Source organism: Salegentibacter sp. 24, from assembly GCF_004362395.1.
GTDB lineage: Bacteria > Bacteroidota > Bacteroidia > Flavobacteriales > Flavobacteriaceae > Salegentibacter.
The window spans coordinates 106,846-124,278 of sequence record NZ_SNWE01000002.1 but is presented as its reverse complement, the minus strand read 5'-3'; the positions used below and the strand labels follow the sequence as shown (position 1 = coordinate 124,278).

Here is a 17,433-nt window from a genome sequence, read left to right as displayed (position 1 = left end):
TAATAAAAACAGGCTTGCTTGGCAAGCTGAACCGGAAAAATTATATTTGTTTTTTCTAAATCTACCATAAATGATACGAGCAAAAATTGCTGAAATATTGGACAGCAATCAATTTTTACAGGAATTTGAGGTGAACGGTTGGGTACGTTCCTTTAGGAGCAATCGGTTTATTGCCTTGAACGATGGTTCCACCATTAACAACCTGCAATGTGTAATAGATTTTGAAAATTTTGATCAGGATGAGTTAAAGCGCATAACTGTTGGCGCTGCAATTTCAGTAAAAGGAACTTTGGTTGAAAGCCAGGGAAATCAACAACGAGTCGAAATTGAAGTAAAAGAATTCAATATCCTTGGTGATGCGAATCCAGAGGAGGTAAAACTTACGATTCTTTCTCCAAAACGGCATAGTCTTGAGAAATTAAGAGAACAGGCTCATTTAAGAGTACGCACCAATACCTTTGGAGCCATTATGCGCGTGCGTTCTAAACTGTCTTTTGCCGTACATAGTTATTTTCAGCAAAATAACTTTCATTACGTAAATACACCCATTATTACAGGAAGTGATGCAGAAGGTGCGGGTGAAATGTTTAAAGTTAGCGCTTTGGATATGGCAAATCCGCCAAGGGATGGAGATGGGAGTATCAATTTTCATGAAGATTTCTTCGGTAAAGAAACAAATTTGACGGTTTCCGGTCAATTAGAGGCTGAAACCTATGCTTTGGGTCTGGGGCAGGTATATACATTTGGACCTACTTTTAGGGCTGAAAATTCCAATACTTCCCGTCATTTAGCAGAATTCTGGATGATAGAACCCGAAGTGGCTTTCTGTGATTTGGATGGGAATATGGACTTAGCGGAAGATTTTATAAAACACGTGCTTAAATATATTTTAGAGCATTGCAAGGATGATCTCGACTTCCTGGACAAACGATTTAAGACTGAAGAAGAAGCAAAACCAAAAGCTGAAAGAAGCGGATTGGGACTAATGGAGAAGCTTCACTTTGTCATAGACAACAATTTTAAAAGGGTAAGTTATACTGAAGCAATTGAAATTCTTAAAAATTGCAAACCAAATAAAAAAAAGAAATTCAACTACATAATTGAAGAATGGGGTGCTGATTTACAGAGTGAACATGAACGTTATTTAGTGGAAAAACATTTTAAATGTCCGGTGATTTTATTCGATTACCCGGCGAATATCAAGGCTTTTTATATGCGCCTTAATGAGGATGGAAAGACTGTAAGGGCCATGGATATACTTTTCCCGGGCATTGGAGAAATTGTTGGCGGCTCCCAAAGAGAAGAGCGTTTAGAGGTTCTTCAAAGTAAAATGAAGGAATTAAATATAGACGAGAAAGAGTTATGGTGGTACCTAGATACCCGCAAATTTGGAACCTGTGTCCATAGTGGCTTCGGACTTGGTTTTGAAAGGTTAGTTCAATTTGTAACCGGAATGGGAAATATTAGGGATGTAATTCCTTTCCCGAGATTTCCGGGAAACGCTGAGTTTTAATAGCCGTAGATATGATCAAACCTCATAGTTCTTAAACACTGTGAGGTTTTTAATTAATTTTCAAAATTAAGGGGGTGGTTAGAAGCAAAATGCTAAAAATTAACCACTTGGTGAATATGGTTATTATCCTTTCTATCAAAACCTTAAATTTTAAAAAGACTATAGTTATTGAAAATTAAAGAAACTCATATTGTTCCCGCTGTTCCTGATAAGATAAGGTTACAGGAATATGCATTTTCTATCTTCCCATCTATTCCAACTAAAAGTTCACTTAAAAAAGCTTTAAAAAAGAAACTAATTCTTTTAGATGGAAAACCTGCAGAAACTTCAGATTGGATTAAACAAGGTCAAAAACTGGAATTACTTGAAGCTGAAAACCCTGTCAAAAAAGTATTTAATTTAAAATTGGAAATCCTTTTTGAGGATGATTTCCTTGCAGTGGTGCATAAACCGGCAGGAATACCAACGAGTGGCAATTACTTTAAAACTTTAGAAAATGCCCTTCCTTTTAATTTGAAGAAAACCACTGCAATAGATGCATTACCAACTCCCCTGCCTGTTCACCGATTAGACAACCCTACTTCAGGCCTATTGATTATTGCCAAGACCAAATTGGTCCAGGTAGATTTAAACAGGCTTTTTGAAGAAAAAAATATTCAAAAAAGTTATCATACATTGGTTTTTGGAAGCCTTTTGAATTCATTTATTTTAAATGATCCAATTGATAATAAGGAGGCTGAAACTAAAATTGAAGTTTTAGAACAGTTTCAGCTTAGAAGTAAAAACTTCACCCTGATTAAAGCTTTTCCAAAAACGGGAAGAACTCATCAAATAAGAATTCATTTAGCAGGAAATGGCAATCCAATTCTAGGAGATAAACTTTACGGGCAAACTTCAGAAATCAAAAAAAAAGAAGGTTTATTTTTAGCGGCTACCGGCTTGGAATTTAAACACCCCATAACCAAAAAAAATATGATATTTGAACTCCCGCTTCCTAATAAATTTAAGTATATTCAGAATACTTAACAAAATTTTACCACAATCATTTACTATGCCAAAGGCTGTGTAGCTCTGTTTTGCTTATTTTTGTAGTAAACGATATATTTCAACCTCATGTCGAAATAAATTAAATTTCACTTAGTGAAATATTAAAAAGTAAAATAAATTTATGCTTAAGCAGCAATTAAATCTCAAATTATCGCAAAAGCTTTCCCCTCAGCAAATTCAGCTGATGAAGCTTATACAACTTCCTACCCAGGCCTTTGAACAGCGTATAAAACAAGAGTTGGAAGAAAATCCGGCTTTGGAAGATGGCAAGGTGGAAACTAAGGATGAATTTGAGGAATATGAAGACGATTATAATGACAGGGACCGGGAAGATGAAGGAACAGAATCTATAGAAGCTGAAATTGATGTAGATGAATATTTGAGTGATGACGAGGTTCCAAACTACCGGCTTCAAGCTAATAACTACAGTCCGGATGATGATGAGAAGAGCGTTCCTTATGCTTCTGGAACTTCTTTCACCCAATATTTAACTACCCAATTAAGTACACTTAGGTTTGATGAAACTGAGGAACAGATTGCTGCCTTTTTAGTAGGTAGCGTAGACGAAAGTGGATATTTAAGAAGGGAATTACAAGATGTTGTTGATGACCTTGCTTTTACCCAGAATATTTACACTGATGAAAAAGCAGTTGAAAAAGTCCTTAAAAAGGTTCAGGAACTCGATCCGGCAGGCGTAGGCGCAAGATCTCTCCAGGAATGTCTTCTAATTCAATTGAAACGCAGAGAGCCCACAAAAGCGGTGGAAATGGCTGAAGACATTTTAGAACGATCTTTTGACCAGTTCAGTAAAAAGCATTATAACAAAATTCTATCTCGACACGATATTTCTGAGGATGAACTTCGAGAAGCCATAGATGTGATTGAACATCTAAATCCAAAACCCGGAGGTTCCTATTCTGGTAATACAAGGATGGTAGAACACGTCATTCCCGATTTTACAATTAAAATAGCGGATGGAGATCTAGAACTCAGCCTAAATGGAAGAAATGCTCCCCATATGCACGTTTCAAGAGATTACAGCGATATGCTGAAAGGTTATAAAGAATCTAAGGAAAAGACTAAGGCGCAGAAAGATGCAGTGATGTTTATAAAACAAAAACTCGATGCAGCAAAATGGTTTATTGAAGCTATAAAACAACGCCAGCAGACTTTAATGGTGACGATGAGTTCAATTATGAATTATCAAAAGGAATATTTCCTTACCGGTGATGAGCGAAACCTACGGCCTATGATTCTAAAGGATATTGCCGATGAGATAGAAATGGATGTTTCTACGGTTTCCAGAGTAGCCAATAGTAAATATGTTGACACTCCATATGGCACTAAACTTATAAAGGAATTCTTCTCCGAATCTATGAAAAACGATCAGGGTGAAGATGTCTCCACCCGAGAGATCAAGAAAATACTAGAAATGTCAATTGAGGAAGAAGACAAGCGAAAACCTCTTACCGACGAAAAATTAGCTAAGGTTTTAAAGGACAAAGGTTATCCTATAGCAAGGCGTACCGTAGCCAAGTACAGAGAGCAGTTAGATATTTCGGTAGCCAGATTACGAAAAGAAATTTAATGAAATTCCTTTTAAAAAGCGCTTCATTTCTTTTTCATCCTATTTGGATTCCGCTCGCTGGCAGTTCATTTTATTTTCTGCTTGCACCACGCTACTTTCCTGTTGAATTGATAAAGGCCAAACTTCTTGCTATTACTATTCTTACCGTGTTTATTCCAATTGTATTTTATTTTCTTTTGAAAAATCTCGGGAAGGTTCAATCAATATTTCTAGAGAATGTAACGGAACGCAAATGGCCTTTAGCCTTTTTTGCGATATTAATAACCATGGTTTTAAACCAGATATTAGATTACTATAACTACGCCGCACTTTATTATTATTTTGTTGGAATTCTTTTTTCAACCTTACTGGTCTTTTTACTGGTGTTTTATCACATTAAAGCAAGCCTTCATACGATGGCTATGAGTGGGCTTATAGTTTTTTTACTTGGAATAAGTTTAAATTTCAAAATTAACCTAACCTATACCGTAAGCTTTTTAATACTCGCCCTTGGCTTGTCAGCTTCTTCGAGAATGTACTATAGGGCACATACTTATTCCGATCTTTTTATTGGTTTGGTATGCGGGGTAGTACCTCAGGTTCTGGTTCTATACTTTTGGATGTAAACGGCTACCTATTTCGTTTTCTAGAAATGTGTCTAAGCCCTTGAGTAATTCTATTCTATATTTTTTAGTCATCGGTTGTTTGTAATTATAATCCCGTTAAAGTGATCATATATCCCAAACTAAGCATTTGTGGGTTTTGAACTAGGTTTTATAAGATATAAAACATAAGTCCTACTCTAAAAACGGAAATATCTATAATCTCACCATTTATTTTTGCCTCAGGAAAAAGCGAATTAAGGCTATAGTAAATATGAAAATTAAAGGTATTATAGCCAAATGTGAAAGTGGCTCCGTAACGGAAAGGGTCAAGTTCAGGAACATCAGTCTGAATTACCTGATTTTCAGGCTGTACAAAATTACTTCTAAAATTATAGATATAACCAAATTTTAATCCGGCATAGATCCTCCAGAATTTATATGTTTCTGCCGTAGATGTACGCCACCGAAATTCAATTGGTACTTCTATAAGTTGTGTAGAAAACCTATTGGTACTATAGTCCAAATCGTTGGTTAGGCTTCTAAAAATAGTTTCTCCACTTTCATCTTCTCCTATAAAGAGGTTTTGACTATAACTATTCCAGGACCATCCTAATCCAGCACCCAGAGCAATATTTCTGCGCTCATTCAAGGGAAAATCGCGAGTAAAACCTAAATGAATACCACCGGAGAAACCAGATTGAGAAATAAACTCTGGCTTTTTACTTATAAGATTAAAAGTGAATCCAATATAAAATTGATCCTCTCTGTATAAACTATCTATTACATATGGCACTGAATCAGGAATACTCCAGGAGCTATCCTCTTCATCAACCTGTGCAGTTAAAGGAGCGCTAAGAAATAAAAAGAAAAAAAAACCAGTGATTAAGTCTCTCATTTTAAACCGCAGTATATAATTCTAAATATAAAAAAACATCCTGCCAAATATTTAAATTTAGACAGGATGTTTATACAGTTCTGAAAAAATGACCTATTGGTCGTTATTCAACATTTTGCAATGCATCACCTTCTTTGGTGGTGTAATTAATTTTAAGGGCTTCTGCCTTTCTCAATTCTTGCTTTATGTCTGAAACCAATCCCATATTTGTTTCCTCATCCACTTTAAGAGCAGTTGTAAGATATGGGATTAACTCCTCTCGTTTAGTTTCTCTTTCAGCAAAGATAAACTGTTGAACTTCGTCAACGCTAGCAAATTTATCATTTAACTGAATCCTTGCCTCAGAACCAAAGGTTTCCTGGTAACGTGGACTAGGCTTTCCAGCATAGATGTACATTACCAAATCCTTTTTATCCAGCTTTTCAGTCTGATCGGCAAATGGTAACTTATTCTGCACCATCAATGTATTCTGGCGCATAACGGTAACAACCATAAAGAAGAACAGTAACATAAATACAATATCCGGTAAAGATGCTGTACTAATGGCTGGTTGCCCTTCACTTGTTTTCTTTTTGAATTTAGACATAATTGAGTCTTAAATTTAAGTTTTAATATTAAGGCTATTAACTCGTTGGCTCAGCTTCAGAAAGTTTTTGAGGGATCATATCCTGAATTAATTCAATTCTTTCCTTCAAAGTCTCCTTGGTGCCTTCACTAGTTTGTGGGTCATTGTATCTGGTTTCCATCGCATCAAAAGTAGTTCCGAACAAACGTTGTGCTTCCCTATTTCTTAACTGGTTGTAAGCCGCAACAAGTTCATTTTGAACCGCGATATATGTTCCATACTCCGTTCCTCTATTATTTACCAAAGAAATAATAGCTTTCTGTGGATTTACAGATGAACTGGGGTCTCCTGGTCCTTGGCAAAAGTCACAGGCTTCATCCCCTTTTCCTCCTCCATTATCAAGAAACTTAACAGCTGCCTCTCTCAGTTCTCCGATCTCCATTTCCTCATCTTCAACAAGCAATTGGTTGTTTGCATTAACCAATACCTGGAAAATGTTCCGTTCTTTAATTACCGGTGGTTCTTCCTCTTCCGGCTGCCATGGGGGTAGCTTTCTACTTATCCCACTATCCGTCTCAATGGTAGTTGTCACCAGAAAGAAGATTAGTAGTAAGAAAGCAATATCGGCCATAGAACCGGCATTAACTTCTGGTGCATCTCTTCTAGCCATAACTCTATTTAGTTAATTTTTTAACTCCTGATATTACCATTGCTAAGATTGCAATCCCAGCAAGGATATAGAAAGTCACCAAACCTGCACTTATCCAATGCGCCGAACTAGCAGAAAGTATATCTCCATTTTTCAGCGTCATTTGAGATCCGTCGGTTATAAGATAAGCAATCAAAATAACCGCTAAAAACGAACCGATAGCAATAAGAGTGGTTTTAATATCTCCTTTAAACAGGCCTTTTATCACAAAGATTCCGACTAAAACAAGAACAACCAACAATACCAGGTAAGACAAATACATGATTGGAGTAAGCAGACTGTTCTGTAAATCGGCCGAGGCCACTATTGCATCACCGTCTTCGGCAAGGATCCTCCCAAGAAGGATAAGACCTATAACGCCTATAACGATGGATACATATTTTAATATTTTATGTAAAGTCATAATTTAATCTGGTCTTAGATTCTTTTTTTGTTTTTGTAGGCTACCAACATATCGATCAGAGTGATAGATGCATCTTCCATATCGTTTACAATACTATCAATCTTAGCGATAATATAATTGTAAAATATTTGAAGAATAATAGCTACGATCAAACCAAATACGGTTGTAAGAAGTGCCACTTTAATACCTCCGGCAACAAGAGACGGCTGCATATCACCTGCGGCTTCAATTCTATCAAAGGCAGTAATCATACCAATTACAGTACCCATGAAACCAAGCATAGGAGCTACAGCAATAAATAAAGACAACCAGGAAACGTTTTTCTCTAACTGTCCCATTTGCACACCACCATAAGCCACAACAGATTTCTCTGCAGCATCTATACTTTCATCTGCGCGGTCAAGACCTTGATAATAAATAGAAGCCACAGGCCCCTTTGTATTTCTGCAAACCTCCTTAGCGGCTTCAATACCACCACTGTTTAAAGCATCCTCTACATTTTTAGCTAATTTCTTAGTATTAGTAGTAGATAAGTTTAAAAAGATAATTCTCTCAATGGCCACAGCCAACCCAAGAATTAAACATAAAAGAACAATCCCCATAAATGCAGGACCACCTTCTATAAAACGCTTTTTAAGTTCTTGATGAAAACCAAGAGTTTCTTCTGCATCATCTGCAGCAGTTGCAGCCTCTTCATCTTGTACAAAATTTACAATTGTACCAGGCAATGTGTTAACATTATTGGCCGCATTTAGGTTTCCGGCTCCAAGTACCATCACCGCGGCGATTACCAAAATAGAAAATAATCTTTTCATTACTGTTTGTCTTAATTTAATTAGTTAAAGGGTTAAAGATATAAAAATAAATTTTTAATAAAAATATAATAATTGCAGAGAGGAAGGGATTCGAACCCTCGATACGCTTGTGGCGTATACACACTTTCCAGGCGTGCGCCTTCGACCACTCGGCCACCTCTCTTTCTTAACGTTTTCCAAACGGTGCGCCAAATAACGAAAAAAAATATACTTCATCAAGCATCTACCGTTAATTTTATGACATTTCCCCTCGAAGAGAGGTTTCAAATATAGTTTTAAATACTTTTGGAGACAATTCTTTTCCTAAAAGGTACATTAATTTTGCGACTGCTGCCTCGGTACTGATATCTTTTCCGGAGACCACTCCTATTTTTTTAAGCTGAACACTGGTTTCATATTGACCCATCACTACGCTCCCCCCAATACATTGGGTAACATTTACTACATATAACCCCTCACTTATTTTTCTTTTCAAAATATCTAAAAACCAATCGTCGCTGGGCGCATTCCCACTACCGTAAGTTTCAAGAATAACCCCCTTTAGACCAGGTTTAGCGAGAATATACTCCACGGTACTAGCATTAATTCCCGGAAAAATCTTTAATACAACTATTTCATTAATAAATCCTGTATGCAATTTTGTTTTCTGTCTTCGGTTAGGACGCCATAATGTTTTATGGTCCACGGAAAGATAAACACCGGATTCAGCCAAAGGAGGGTAATTTAAGGAAGCAAAAGCTTGAAAGTGTTCTGCATTTATCTTGGTGGTTCTGTTCGCTCTGTATAATTTATATTCAAAATAAAGTCCAACTTCAGAAATAACCGGTTTCCCATTTTTCTGCAACCCGGCAATTTGAATACTTGTAATAAGATTTTCCTTAGCGTCCGTCCTAAGATCACCAATAGGCAACTGAGACCCAGTGAATATTACAGGCTTTGTAAGATTTTCGAACATAAAACTTAGGGCAGAGGCTGTATAGGACATGGTATCGCTTCCATGCAACACTACAAATCCATCATAGATCTCAAAATTATCATTTATAGTGGTCGCAATTTTTACCCAGCACTCCACATTCATATTGGAGGAATCTATAGGATCACCAAAGCTTAGGGTGTCAATTTCGTGTTCAAGGATCTTGAGTTCAGGGATATTTTGTAATAATTCACCGAAATTAAAAGCTTTAAGGGCTCCCGTATCGTAATCCTTGATCATTCCAATAGTTCCACCAGTATAAATAAGTAGGATCTTAGCTCTTTTCTTCATAAAGCGCTTCTTTATTAATTACAGGATTTGCATACATTAATAAATAACTGTTTAGCTCCAGGGGGTTTTTCACATCTACCCTTCGGCTAAGGCGGCGCTCAAACTGCCTTTTCTCTTTGTCTGAATATTTACCAGCATAGTTTTCTGAATTTTTGAGTAAATCGAATGCAATATAATTCGCTGGCCACAATTTATAATTTTTGTAAATATGATGATCTATTTTTGCGGCAACTGCTTTTAACTGAGCGTTAATAGAATTGTGCTGCTTTTCAATTTTTTCAAAAACTTCCTTTCCTAATATTTCACCTGCATTTATGTGAATCCGACCTTTATTACCCATTGCACCTTGCATAATGGAATTAAAATCTTCGTTGGCAGATTTTACATATTCCTCTTTCATTCTTTTAGCAAGAATTTCTGGCATTTTTAAAATGTCTGTAGGATCAAATTCATAGGATATCGCAACTGGAACAATTTTGAGTTCTGTAAAATATTCGCTCAGACTCTTTTTACCCTTGGCCATCGCTAGCATTTTTAGCACACCTTGCTGCGTATAATCGCTACCGTCTTTGGTTCTACCTTCTCGTTGTGCCATCCAAACCGATCGCCCATCCTTTAAAAGGAGCTTTTTAATATATTCCGAAAGCACCATAGAACTTTTCAACATTTCTCTTGGACTAATTCCACGTTTTACTAGAAAATTCCTATTTAATCGTGATAAAGCCATTAAAAAAGGTTTCTGTACCAGATTGTCTCCAATGGCTGAAGCAGTCATTATAAGATTTTGTTCGTACAACGTAGTATTCAACAACGAAGTATCCAGAATAATATCACGATGATTTGAGATATAAAAATATGCCTGATCGTCATCCAATTTATCAAAACCGTTATAAGTAAGGCCCTCGGTACTTTTTTCAATTACTTTTAGCACGGAACTATAAATAACTTTGGTTTGAAAATCTCTAATAGAATGACATTCACCTAATATAGCACTAATTTCTTCCGAAGTTTTCTCAGGAAATGTAAACTGTAAAAGCGCTCTAACCATTGGGTGCCTTATGTACTCCTGTAATGCAGGTTGCACCTCATCATCGTTATAAAATCTTATGTCTTCAAATTTTTTCACGCAATATTGTGTTAGCTAGGCAAATGAACAAATTTTAATTTTAACCTCCTTTATATCCCAAAAATATCTTTTGAATTTTGAGTTGTGATTTCAGCTATGTCAACCAATGGTTTTTGATAAATTTCAGCAAGCTTTTCTGCTATTTTTAATAGGTGTTCTGGTTCGTTACGTTTCCCGCGAAATGGCGATGGAGATAAATAGGGTCCATCGGTTTCTAAGACGACCTCCTTTAATGGAATTTCATTTAGAAATTGATCAATTTTTCCATTTTTAAAGGTAATCACTCCACCAATACCTAGTTTTAAATTATAAGAAAGCGCTCTTTTAGCATCTTTCAGACTGCCGGTAAAACAATGAAAAACACCGAAGAGATCTTTACTTTTTTCGTTCTCCAAAATTTCAAACACCTCCTCAAAAGCATCTCTACAGTGAATTACAATGGGTAATTTATATTTCTTAGCGAGTTTAATTTGCCTACTAAATGCTTCTTGTTGAATTTCCAACGTGCTTTTATCCCAATACAAATCTATTCCAATCTCCCCCACCGCGTAAAATCTTCTTTTTTCAAACTGTTCTTCTACATGCTTCAATTCTTTTTCAAAATTCTCTTGAACATGTGTAGGGTGCAAACCCATCATTAAAAAAACATTTTCTGGATAATCAGCTTCAAGCTCATACATCGCCTCGGTGGTTTCCGAATCTATGGCTGGCAGAAAAAACCGTTCTATATTTTGTGCAAAGGCATTTTCAATAAGTTTGTCTCTGTCTTTTTCGTAATCTTTACTATAAAGATGTATATGTGTGTCGGTTAAAATCATAAAAGCAAAAATAATTTATTTTGAAGACCTATCTTTGCGAAAAACACAAAGAATGTCATCTTTAAAAAAATTACTTAAAGAAAAAGGATTTAAGCGCATAAAACTAAAGTACACCAAAACTCAGCATCTAGAATTGATTGCCAAAATTAATAATATTGAAGGGAGTTTTATTTTAGATACTGGAGCCTCCAGTACCTGCGTAGGATTGGAAGCCGTAGAGCACTTTAAACTTCTTGCCAAAGATAGTGATGTAAAGGCTGCCGGAGCAGGTGCTACCAATATGCTCACACAAATCGCTCAGAAGAACAAAATTGAAATAAAAGGATGGAAGAAAAAAAAAGTAGACCTCGTCCTTTTTGATTTAAGACATGTAAACGAAGCCCTGATAAATCACGAGGCCGAAAAAGTTCATGGTATTATTGGCGCCGATCTCTTAAGAAAAGGGAAAGCAGTTATAGACTATAAAGACCCATCACTTTATTTAAAATAAAATTTAAAAGGGGAAATATCCCCTTGACTCTGGGACTGATGTTATTTAAGTTTGAAGAAATTAATGTTAGCCCATGTCAAGTGTATCTAAAAATAAATTCCGCGAAAATTTTATCTACGTACTCTTAGGTATTTTTATTGTATGCGTTTTATTTTTAAACATACTCAATTTATGTTTGTTTTAATTTGTTATTACTGGTAAAAATAAAGGCAGCCAAATGGCTGCCTTTATTTTTTGGTTTACAAAAAGAGATGTTTAAAGTTCAAGTGCTCTTTTTACATCATTATCCATCAGTAATTCTTCAGGATTTTCTATAGCTTCTTTAACTGCCACTAGAAAACCAACAGATTCTTTACCATCGATAATTCTGTGATCGTAAGAAAGCGCTACATACATAATAGGGCGAATCTCAACATGGCCATCTATAGCCACTGGACGCTCCACTATATTATGCATGCCTAAAATAGCACTTTGAGGAGGGTTAATAATCGGAGTAGAAAGCATAGAACCGAACACACCTCCATTAGTAATAGTAAAAGTACCTCCAGTCATTTCATCCACAGTAATCTTTCCATCGCGAGCTTTTACGGCAAGGCGTTTTACCTCATCTTCAACACCTCTGAAACTTAGATTTTCAGCATTTCTAATTACCGGAACCATTAGACCTTTTGGTCCGGAAACAGCAATACTTATATCCTTATAATCGAAGCTTACCTGATGATCTCCATCTATCATGGAATTCACCCCTGGGAACTGGTCAAGCGCCCTTACAACAGCAAGAGTAAAGAAAGACATAAAGCCTAAACTTACACCGTGTTTATCCTTAAATTCTTCTTTATATTTTTTTCTTAAATTAAAGATAGACTGCATATCTACTTCGTTAAAAGTAGTAAGCATCGCGGTATCATTTTTAACTGACACCAAACGAGAAGCTACCTTTCTGCGCAGCATAGACATTTTCTTCTTTGATTCCCCTCGTTTTCCTCTACCAGGACTTCCCATAGAAGTTTTTGCTTGAACTGCATCTTCTTTTGTGATGCGTCCGTCTTTCCCACTACCCTCTATATCTTTAGTATCAACTCCTTTTTCATCAAGGATTTTTTTAGCCGCAGGTGATGGACTACCCTTTGCGTGTGAATCCTGTTTTTGGGAAGGTGTAGAGGATTTGGAAGGTTCTTCTGACTTGGTATCAGCCACGTCCTTATCCTCTTCATCTTTTTTATCTGAAGATCCACCTTTAGAATTTTCTTTGTCTTTTGTTTCTTTATTATCACCACTCCCACCTGGTTTTTCAGCTTCGGTATCGATAAGACAAACAACCTGCCCCACGGCCACAGCGTCACCCTCTTCCGCTTTAAGCGTAATAATTCCGCTTGCTTCTGCCGGTAGTTCTAATGTAGCTTTATCACTATCTACTTCAGCTATTGCTTGATCTTTTTCTACGTAATCGCCATCTTCAACTAACCATTCGGCTATTTCAACTTCGGTTATAGATTCTCCCGGAGAAGGAACTTTCATTTCTAAGGCCATGATCTTTTTTTTATTTAAAGTTTCCGCCAGGCGAAAACATTTGATTCGTTATTTATAATATTAATTTTCTACTGTTTTATCAAAAACGCATGCAATTACTTTTTCGTGACGCTTCTTAAACCTTACGGAACTTCCAGCAGCTGGAGAACCATAGAATTTTCTACTGCATACTCTAAAGTTTTTAGCTTCATCAAAATGCAGCAACATATGCCCGTAGGCACCCATATTCCTCGGTTCTTCTTGCGCCCAAACAACATCATCTGCATTCTTGTATTTCGCAATCATCTTTTTCATTTTATCAACCGGTAACGGGAACAATTGTTCCACTCGCACCAGGGCCACATCATCACGTTCATTTTCTTCTTTATATTCCAATAAATCATAATAAAATTTACCTGTACAAAAAACTAATGACTTAACGTTTTCAGCTTTCGCTACTGGATCGTCTATTAAAGGTTGAAAACTTCCCTCAGCAAAATCCTCTTTAGTTGATATCACTTTCGAATGTCTAAGTAAGCTTTTTGGTGTAAATATCACCAATGGCTTTCTAAAACCAGCTTTCATCTGCCTGCGCAAAATATGAAACATATTTGCTGGTGTAGTCACATCTGCAACATACATATTATCTTTCGCACAAAGCTGAAGAAAACGTTCCATTCTAGCCGAGGAGTGTTCTGCACCCTGCCCTTCATAACCATGGGGTAAGAAAAGCACCAATCCATTTTGTAATTTCCACTTATCTTCAGCGGCAGAAATATACTGATCTATCATGATTTGCGCACCATTAACAAAATCCCCAAATTGAGCTTCCCAAATAACTAAGGTCTTCGGGCTCGCCATGGCATACCCATAATCAAACCCCATCACACCATATTCTGAAAGCGGAGAGTTATAAACAAAGAAATCCCCATCTCTGCCTTCTATATTATTATGAAGAATAATTTCTTCTTCACTATCCTCTACTTTTACTATCGCGTGACGGTGAGAAAAAGTACCCCTTTCACTATCCTGGCCGCTAATTCTAATATTAAATCCTTCTTTCATTAAAGACCCATAAGCAAGATGTTCGCCCATAGCCCAATCTAGCTTATTCTCTTCAAAATATTGTGTATGACGCAGGTCTATGATCTTTTTCACCTTACGCATAAATTTCTTCTCTCCCGGAAGTTGAGAAATGGCTTTAGCCACCTTGTCAAGATCCTTGATCTTATAGGTAGTGTCTATTTCCTTCATCATCTCATCTTCGAAAACATTATCGAAACCTTCCCACTCATCTTGCATAAATGGAGTGATCTTGGTAGTTTCTTCCTTTCTGGAATCTTCCAGGTTTTCTTCCAGACCAGCCTTATACTCTTCTTCTAGTTTTGCAAGGTAATCATCATCAATAATATTGGCAGATTTCAGCTTCTCAGCATAAATATCCATCGTATTTTTATGCTTAGCAATTGCCTTATATAACTTCGGCTGCGTAAATTTAGGTTCATCCCCTTCATTATGTCCATATTTTCTATAGCCTAATAAGTCTATAAAAACATCCCTCTTAAACTTCATTCTAAAATCCAGAGCAAATAAGATTGCGTGCACAACTGCCTCAGCATCATCTGCATTAACATGTAAAACTGGAGAAAGGGTTACTTTTCCGACATCGGTACAATACGTAGATGATCGCGCATCCAAATAATTGGTTGTAAACCCTATTTGGTTATTTACTACAATGTGAATGGTCCCACCGGTTTGATAACCCTCCAGCTGAGCCATTTGCACGAGTTCGTAAACTACTCCCTGTCCGGCAATGGCTGCATCGCCGTGCACTAATATTGGGAGCACTTTCATATTATCCCCTTGGTAATGCCTGTCTTGTTTGGCTCTTGTAATACCTTCAACAACAGATCCTACCGCTTCCAGATGGGAAGGATTTGGGGCTATATTTATATTTATTTCATTTCCACTATCGGTTTGTCGACAGGAAGTCCATCCAAGGTGATATTTAACATCTCCGTCAAATATATCCTGCTCATAATCCTTTCCGTCAAACTCACTAAAAATATCCTTAGCGCTTTTACCAAAGATGTTGGTAAGGGTGTTTAATCGTCCTCGGTGAGCCATGCCCATAACGAAATCTTTTACACCATAATCTGCAGCTTTTTCAATAAGTGCGTCTAATGCCGGTATTAAACTTTCACCACCTTCTAGTGAAAAACGCTTTTGTCCCACATATTTTCTATGCAAAAATGATTCAAAAGAAACCGCCTGGTTTAATTTTTTCAGGATCTTCTTTTTTTGATCATCACTAAAATTTGGATGATTTTCATTCTTATTCAGTTTATCCTGAATCCATTGAATTTCTTCCGGCTTTCGAATAAACATATATTCGATTCCAATTGATTCGCAATAAACCTTTTCAAGATGTTTTATGATATCCCGAAGACTGCTTGGTCCAATGCCGAGCATATCGCCAGCGTTGAATTTGGTATCCAAATCACTATCTTCTAGACCAAAATTCTCAATAGCCAAGGTGGGCCGGTACTTGCGGCGTTCTCTAACCGGATTTGTTTTAGTGAATAAGTGCCCGCGTGTTCGATAACCATCTATAAGCCTAATTACCTTAAATTCCTTTGTAACGTGTTCAGGTATTTCACCCTCCTGAAAATTAACAGGAGCTTCTTCCATTATTTCCGTAGAAACACCGTTTTGTTGCATTCCAAAGTCAAAACCTTGAAAAAAAGCCCTCCAACTGGGCTCTACACTATCGGGGTACTGGAGATATTGATCGTAAAGTTCGGCGAAGTATGCCGTATGAGCAGCATTAAGAAATGAAAATCTATCCATAAGTTGAAACTAATGTTTCTTTTGAGTATAAAACGTAGCAAAAATACAATTTTTAGAAAAAACAGCCTGCAGCAAACTATATATTTATCTTATGAATTATAAGAAGTTTAACATAGTGAAAACTCCAGGATATGTCTAAAATTATGTGTTGATTGAAAATATTCAAGGTTTAATCGTATTATTATTAAGAATTTCTCAATAAAGAAGAGTTCCAAATTAAACTTTACGCTTCATCAGCATTTCCCCAAACTCCTTAAGAGGTCGTTTTTTCTCTTCCGAAATGTCAATTTTATCCAGAATTTCAAAAGCTTTGTTAGTATATTTTTCTATTTCAAGCTGAGTTAAGGCTGCAGCACCACTATTTTCAAATAAATTCTTTACGGCTTCAATTTTACCCGTAGTTTCTACAGGATTTATCGTGTACAAATGCTCTAATTGGCGTGCTTCACTTTTCCTCGAGGTTTCCAAGGATTTTAAATACAGGAAAGTCTTTTTGTTTTCAATAATATCCCCTCCGGGTTGCTTTCCAAAAGTTTCAGGGTCTCCAAAGGCATCTAAGTAATCATCTTGAAGTTGAAATGCGATACCAAGCAAACGACCAAATTCATAAACCGCTTCTTTGCTTTGCTTAGAAGCATTTGCAACTATCGCTCCCATTTGCAGGGAAGCACCTACCAATACGGCGGTTTTGTATTCTATCATTTTTAGATAATCCGCGATACCTACATCGTCGCGGGTTTCAAAATCTATATCATATTGCTGGCCCTCACAAACCTGCATCGCCGTTTTGGTAAACAATCGTGCCAGTTCCTTAAAGGTCTCTCCTTCATAATTTTCAAATAGCTGATAAGCATTTATCAACATGGCATCTCCCGAAAGAATTCCGGTATTAATATCCCATCGTTCGTGAACGGTTTCCTGTCCCCGACGCAAAGGTGCATCATCCATAATATCATCGTGAACCAGCGAGAAATTATGAAAAATCTCAATCGCGAGAGCTGCATCAAAAGCTTTTTTATAATCAGCTTCAAAAATTTCTGTAGCCATAAGCACTAAAACAGGTCTTAAGCGTTTCCCGCCAAGGCTAAGAATATAGTGCATAGGTTCATAAAGATTTTTAGGTTCTTTCACCTGCACTTTAAGATCTAAATAATCCTGAAAAGCTTCTCTATATTGAGAAATGGACATCATATTAAAAAAATTTTCGGGCTAAAATACATAATTGAAAGTACTTCAAATTCTATGAACAAGTTAAAT

Annotated in this window: 16 protein-coding genes and 1 tRNA gene; 5 read left to right on the top strand and 12 right to left on the bottom strand. The window is 36.6% G+C overall.

Translation table 11 applies throughout. The features are described 5' to 3' along the window. Positions 1-70: 70 nt before the first annotated feature. The 4 genes from asnS (at position 71) to DET49_RS01885 (ending at position 4,753) form a co-directional block, all read left to right on the top strand. On the top strand, positions 71-1,513 hold the full coding sequence (gene asnS / locus DET49_RS01900) for an asparagine--tRNA ligase (protein ID WP_133546467.1): 1,443 nt from the start codon (positions 71-73) through the stop codon (positions 1,511-1,513). 168 nt (positions 1,514-1,681) lie between these two features. Beyond that, positions 1,682-2,539: an RluA family pseudouridine synthase gene (locus DET49_RS01895; protein ID WP_133546466.1), complete on the top strand. Its 858-nt coding sequence runs from the start codon at positions 1,682-1,684 to the stop codon at positions 2,537-2,539. A 142-nt stretch (positions 2,540-2,681) separates the two neighbouring features. Then, entirely contained in the window at positions 2,682-4,148 is a 1,467-nt protein-coding gene (rpoN, locus tag DET49_RS01890) for an RNA polymerase factor sigma-54 (RefSeq protein ID WP_133546465.1), read from the top strand. After that, the gene (locus tag DET49_RS01885) at positions 4,148-4,753 is read left to right on the top strand and encodes a hypothetical protein (RefSeq protein ID WP_133546464.1); all 606 of its coding nucleotides are present in this window, start codon (positions 4,148-4,150) and stop codon (positions 4,751-4,753) included. Before rpoN ends, DET49_RS01885 begins: the two co-directional genes overlap by 1 nt. Positions 4,754-4,901: 148 nt before the next feature. Here DET49_RS01885 and DET49_RS01880 read toward each other — a convergent pair whose 3' ends face one another. The 9 genes from DET49_RS01880 to DET49_RS01840 form a co-directional block, all read right to left on the bottom strand. Beyond that, entirely contained in the window at positions 4,902-5,627 is a 726-nt protein-coding gene (locus DET49_RS01880) for a porin family protein (protein WP_133546463.1), read from the bottom strand. A 103-nt stretch (positions 5,628-5,730) separates the two neighbouring features. Further along, positions 5,731-6,213 carry an ExbD/TolR family protein gene (locus tag DET49_RS01875; protein WP_133546462.1) on the bottom strand — a complete coding sequence of 161 codons (483 nt, stop codon included), beginning with the start codon at positions 6,211-6,213 and terminating at the stop codon, positions 5,731-5,733. Positions 6,214-6,250: 37 nt separating this feature from the next. Beyond that, positions 6,251-6,862 carry an ExbD/TolR family protein gene (locus DET49_RS01870; protein WP_133546461.1) on the bottom strand — a complete coding sequence of 204 codons (612 nt, stop codon included), beginning with the start codon at positions 6,860-6,862 and terminating at the stop codon, positions 6,251-6,253. 4 nt (positions 6,863-6,866) lie between these two features. Then, positions 6,867-7,304 (bottom strand): hypothetical protein, encoded by a 438-nt coding sequence (locus DET49_RS01865; protein ID WP_133546460.1) that lies wholly within the window; start codon positions 7,302-7,304, stop codon positions 6,867-6,869. A gap of 14 nt (positions 7,305-7,318) precedes the next feature. Continuing rightward, complete coding sequence (locus DET49_RS01860) at positions 7,319-8,119, bottom strand: MotA/TolQ/ExbB proton channel family protein (RefSeq protein ID WP_133546459.1); 801 nt, start codon at positions 8,117-8,119, stop codon at positions 7,319-7,321. Positions 8,120-8,194: 75 nt separating this feature from the next. Further along, positions 8,195-8,282 (bottom strand) — tRNA-Ser (locus DET49_RS01855). A 72-nt stretch (positions 8,283-8,354) separates the two neighbouring features. Beyond that, positions 8,355-9,383, bottom strand: a complete 1,029-nt coding sequence (locus DET49_RS01850; protein WP_133546458.1) for an asparaginase — start codon at positions 9,381-9,383, stop codon at positions 8,355-8,357. After that, entirely contained in the window at positions 9,367-10,509 is a 1,143-nt protein-coding gene (locus DET49_RS01845; protein WP_133546457.1) for a 1-acyl-sn-glycerol-3-phosphate acyltransferase, read from the bottom strand. The genes DET49_RS01850 and DET49_RS01845 overlap by 17 nt, the downstream gene beginning before the upstream one ends. Before the next feature lie 50 nt (positions 10,510-10,559). Then, the gene (locus DET49_RS01840) at positions 10,560-11,327 is read right to left on the bottom strand and encodes a TatD family hydrolase (RefSeq protein ID WP_133546456.1); all 768 of its coding nucleotides are present in this window, start codon (positions 11,325-11,327) and stop codon (positions 10,560-10,562) included. A 52-nt stretch (positions 11,328-11,379) separates the two neighbouring features. Between DET49_RS01840 and DET49_RS01835 the strand changes: the two genes are divergently transcribed. After that, positions 11,380-11,817, top strand: coding sequence for a retropepsin-like aspartic protease (locus DET49_RS01835; protein WP_133546455.1), 438 nt, complete (start codon positions 11,380-11,382; stop codon positions 11,815-11,817). Between the two features lie 255 nt (positions 11,818-12,072). Here the strand turns inward: DET49_RS01835 and odhB are convergent, their stop codons facing one another. The 3 genes from odhB to DET49_RS01820 all read right to left on the bottom strand — a co-directional run bounded on the left by odhB (position 12,073) and on the right by DET49_RS01820 (position 17,367). Next, the gene (gene odhB / locus DET49_RS01830) at positions 12,073-13,347 is read right to left on the bottom strand and encodes a 2-oxoglutarate dehydrogenase complex dihydrolipoyllysine-residue succinyltransferase (RefSeq protein WP_133546454.1); all 1,275 of its coding nucleotides are present in this window, start codon (positions 13,345-13,347) and stop codon (positions 12,073-12,075) included. A 60-nt stretch (positions 13,348-13,407) separates the two neighbouring features. Next, entirely contained in the window at positions 13,408-16,176 is a 2,769-nt protein-coding gene (locus tag DET49_RS01825) for a 2-oxoglutarate dehydrogenase E1 component (RefSeq protein WP_133546453.1), read from the bottom strand. Positions 16,177-16,392: 216 nt separating this feature from the next. After that, entirely contained in the window at positions 16,393-17,367 is a 975-nt protein-coding gene (locus DET49_RS01820) for a polyprenyl synthetase family protein (protein WP_133546452.1), read from the bottom strand. Between the last annotated feature and the right edge of the window lie 66 nt (positions 17,368-17,433).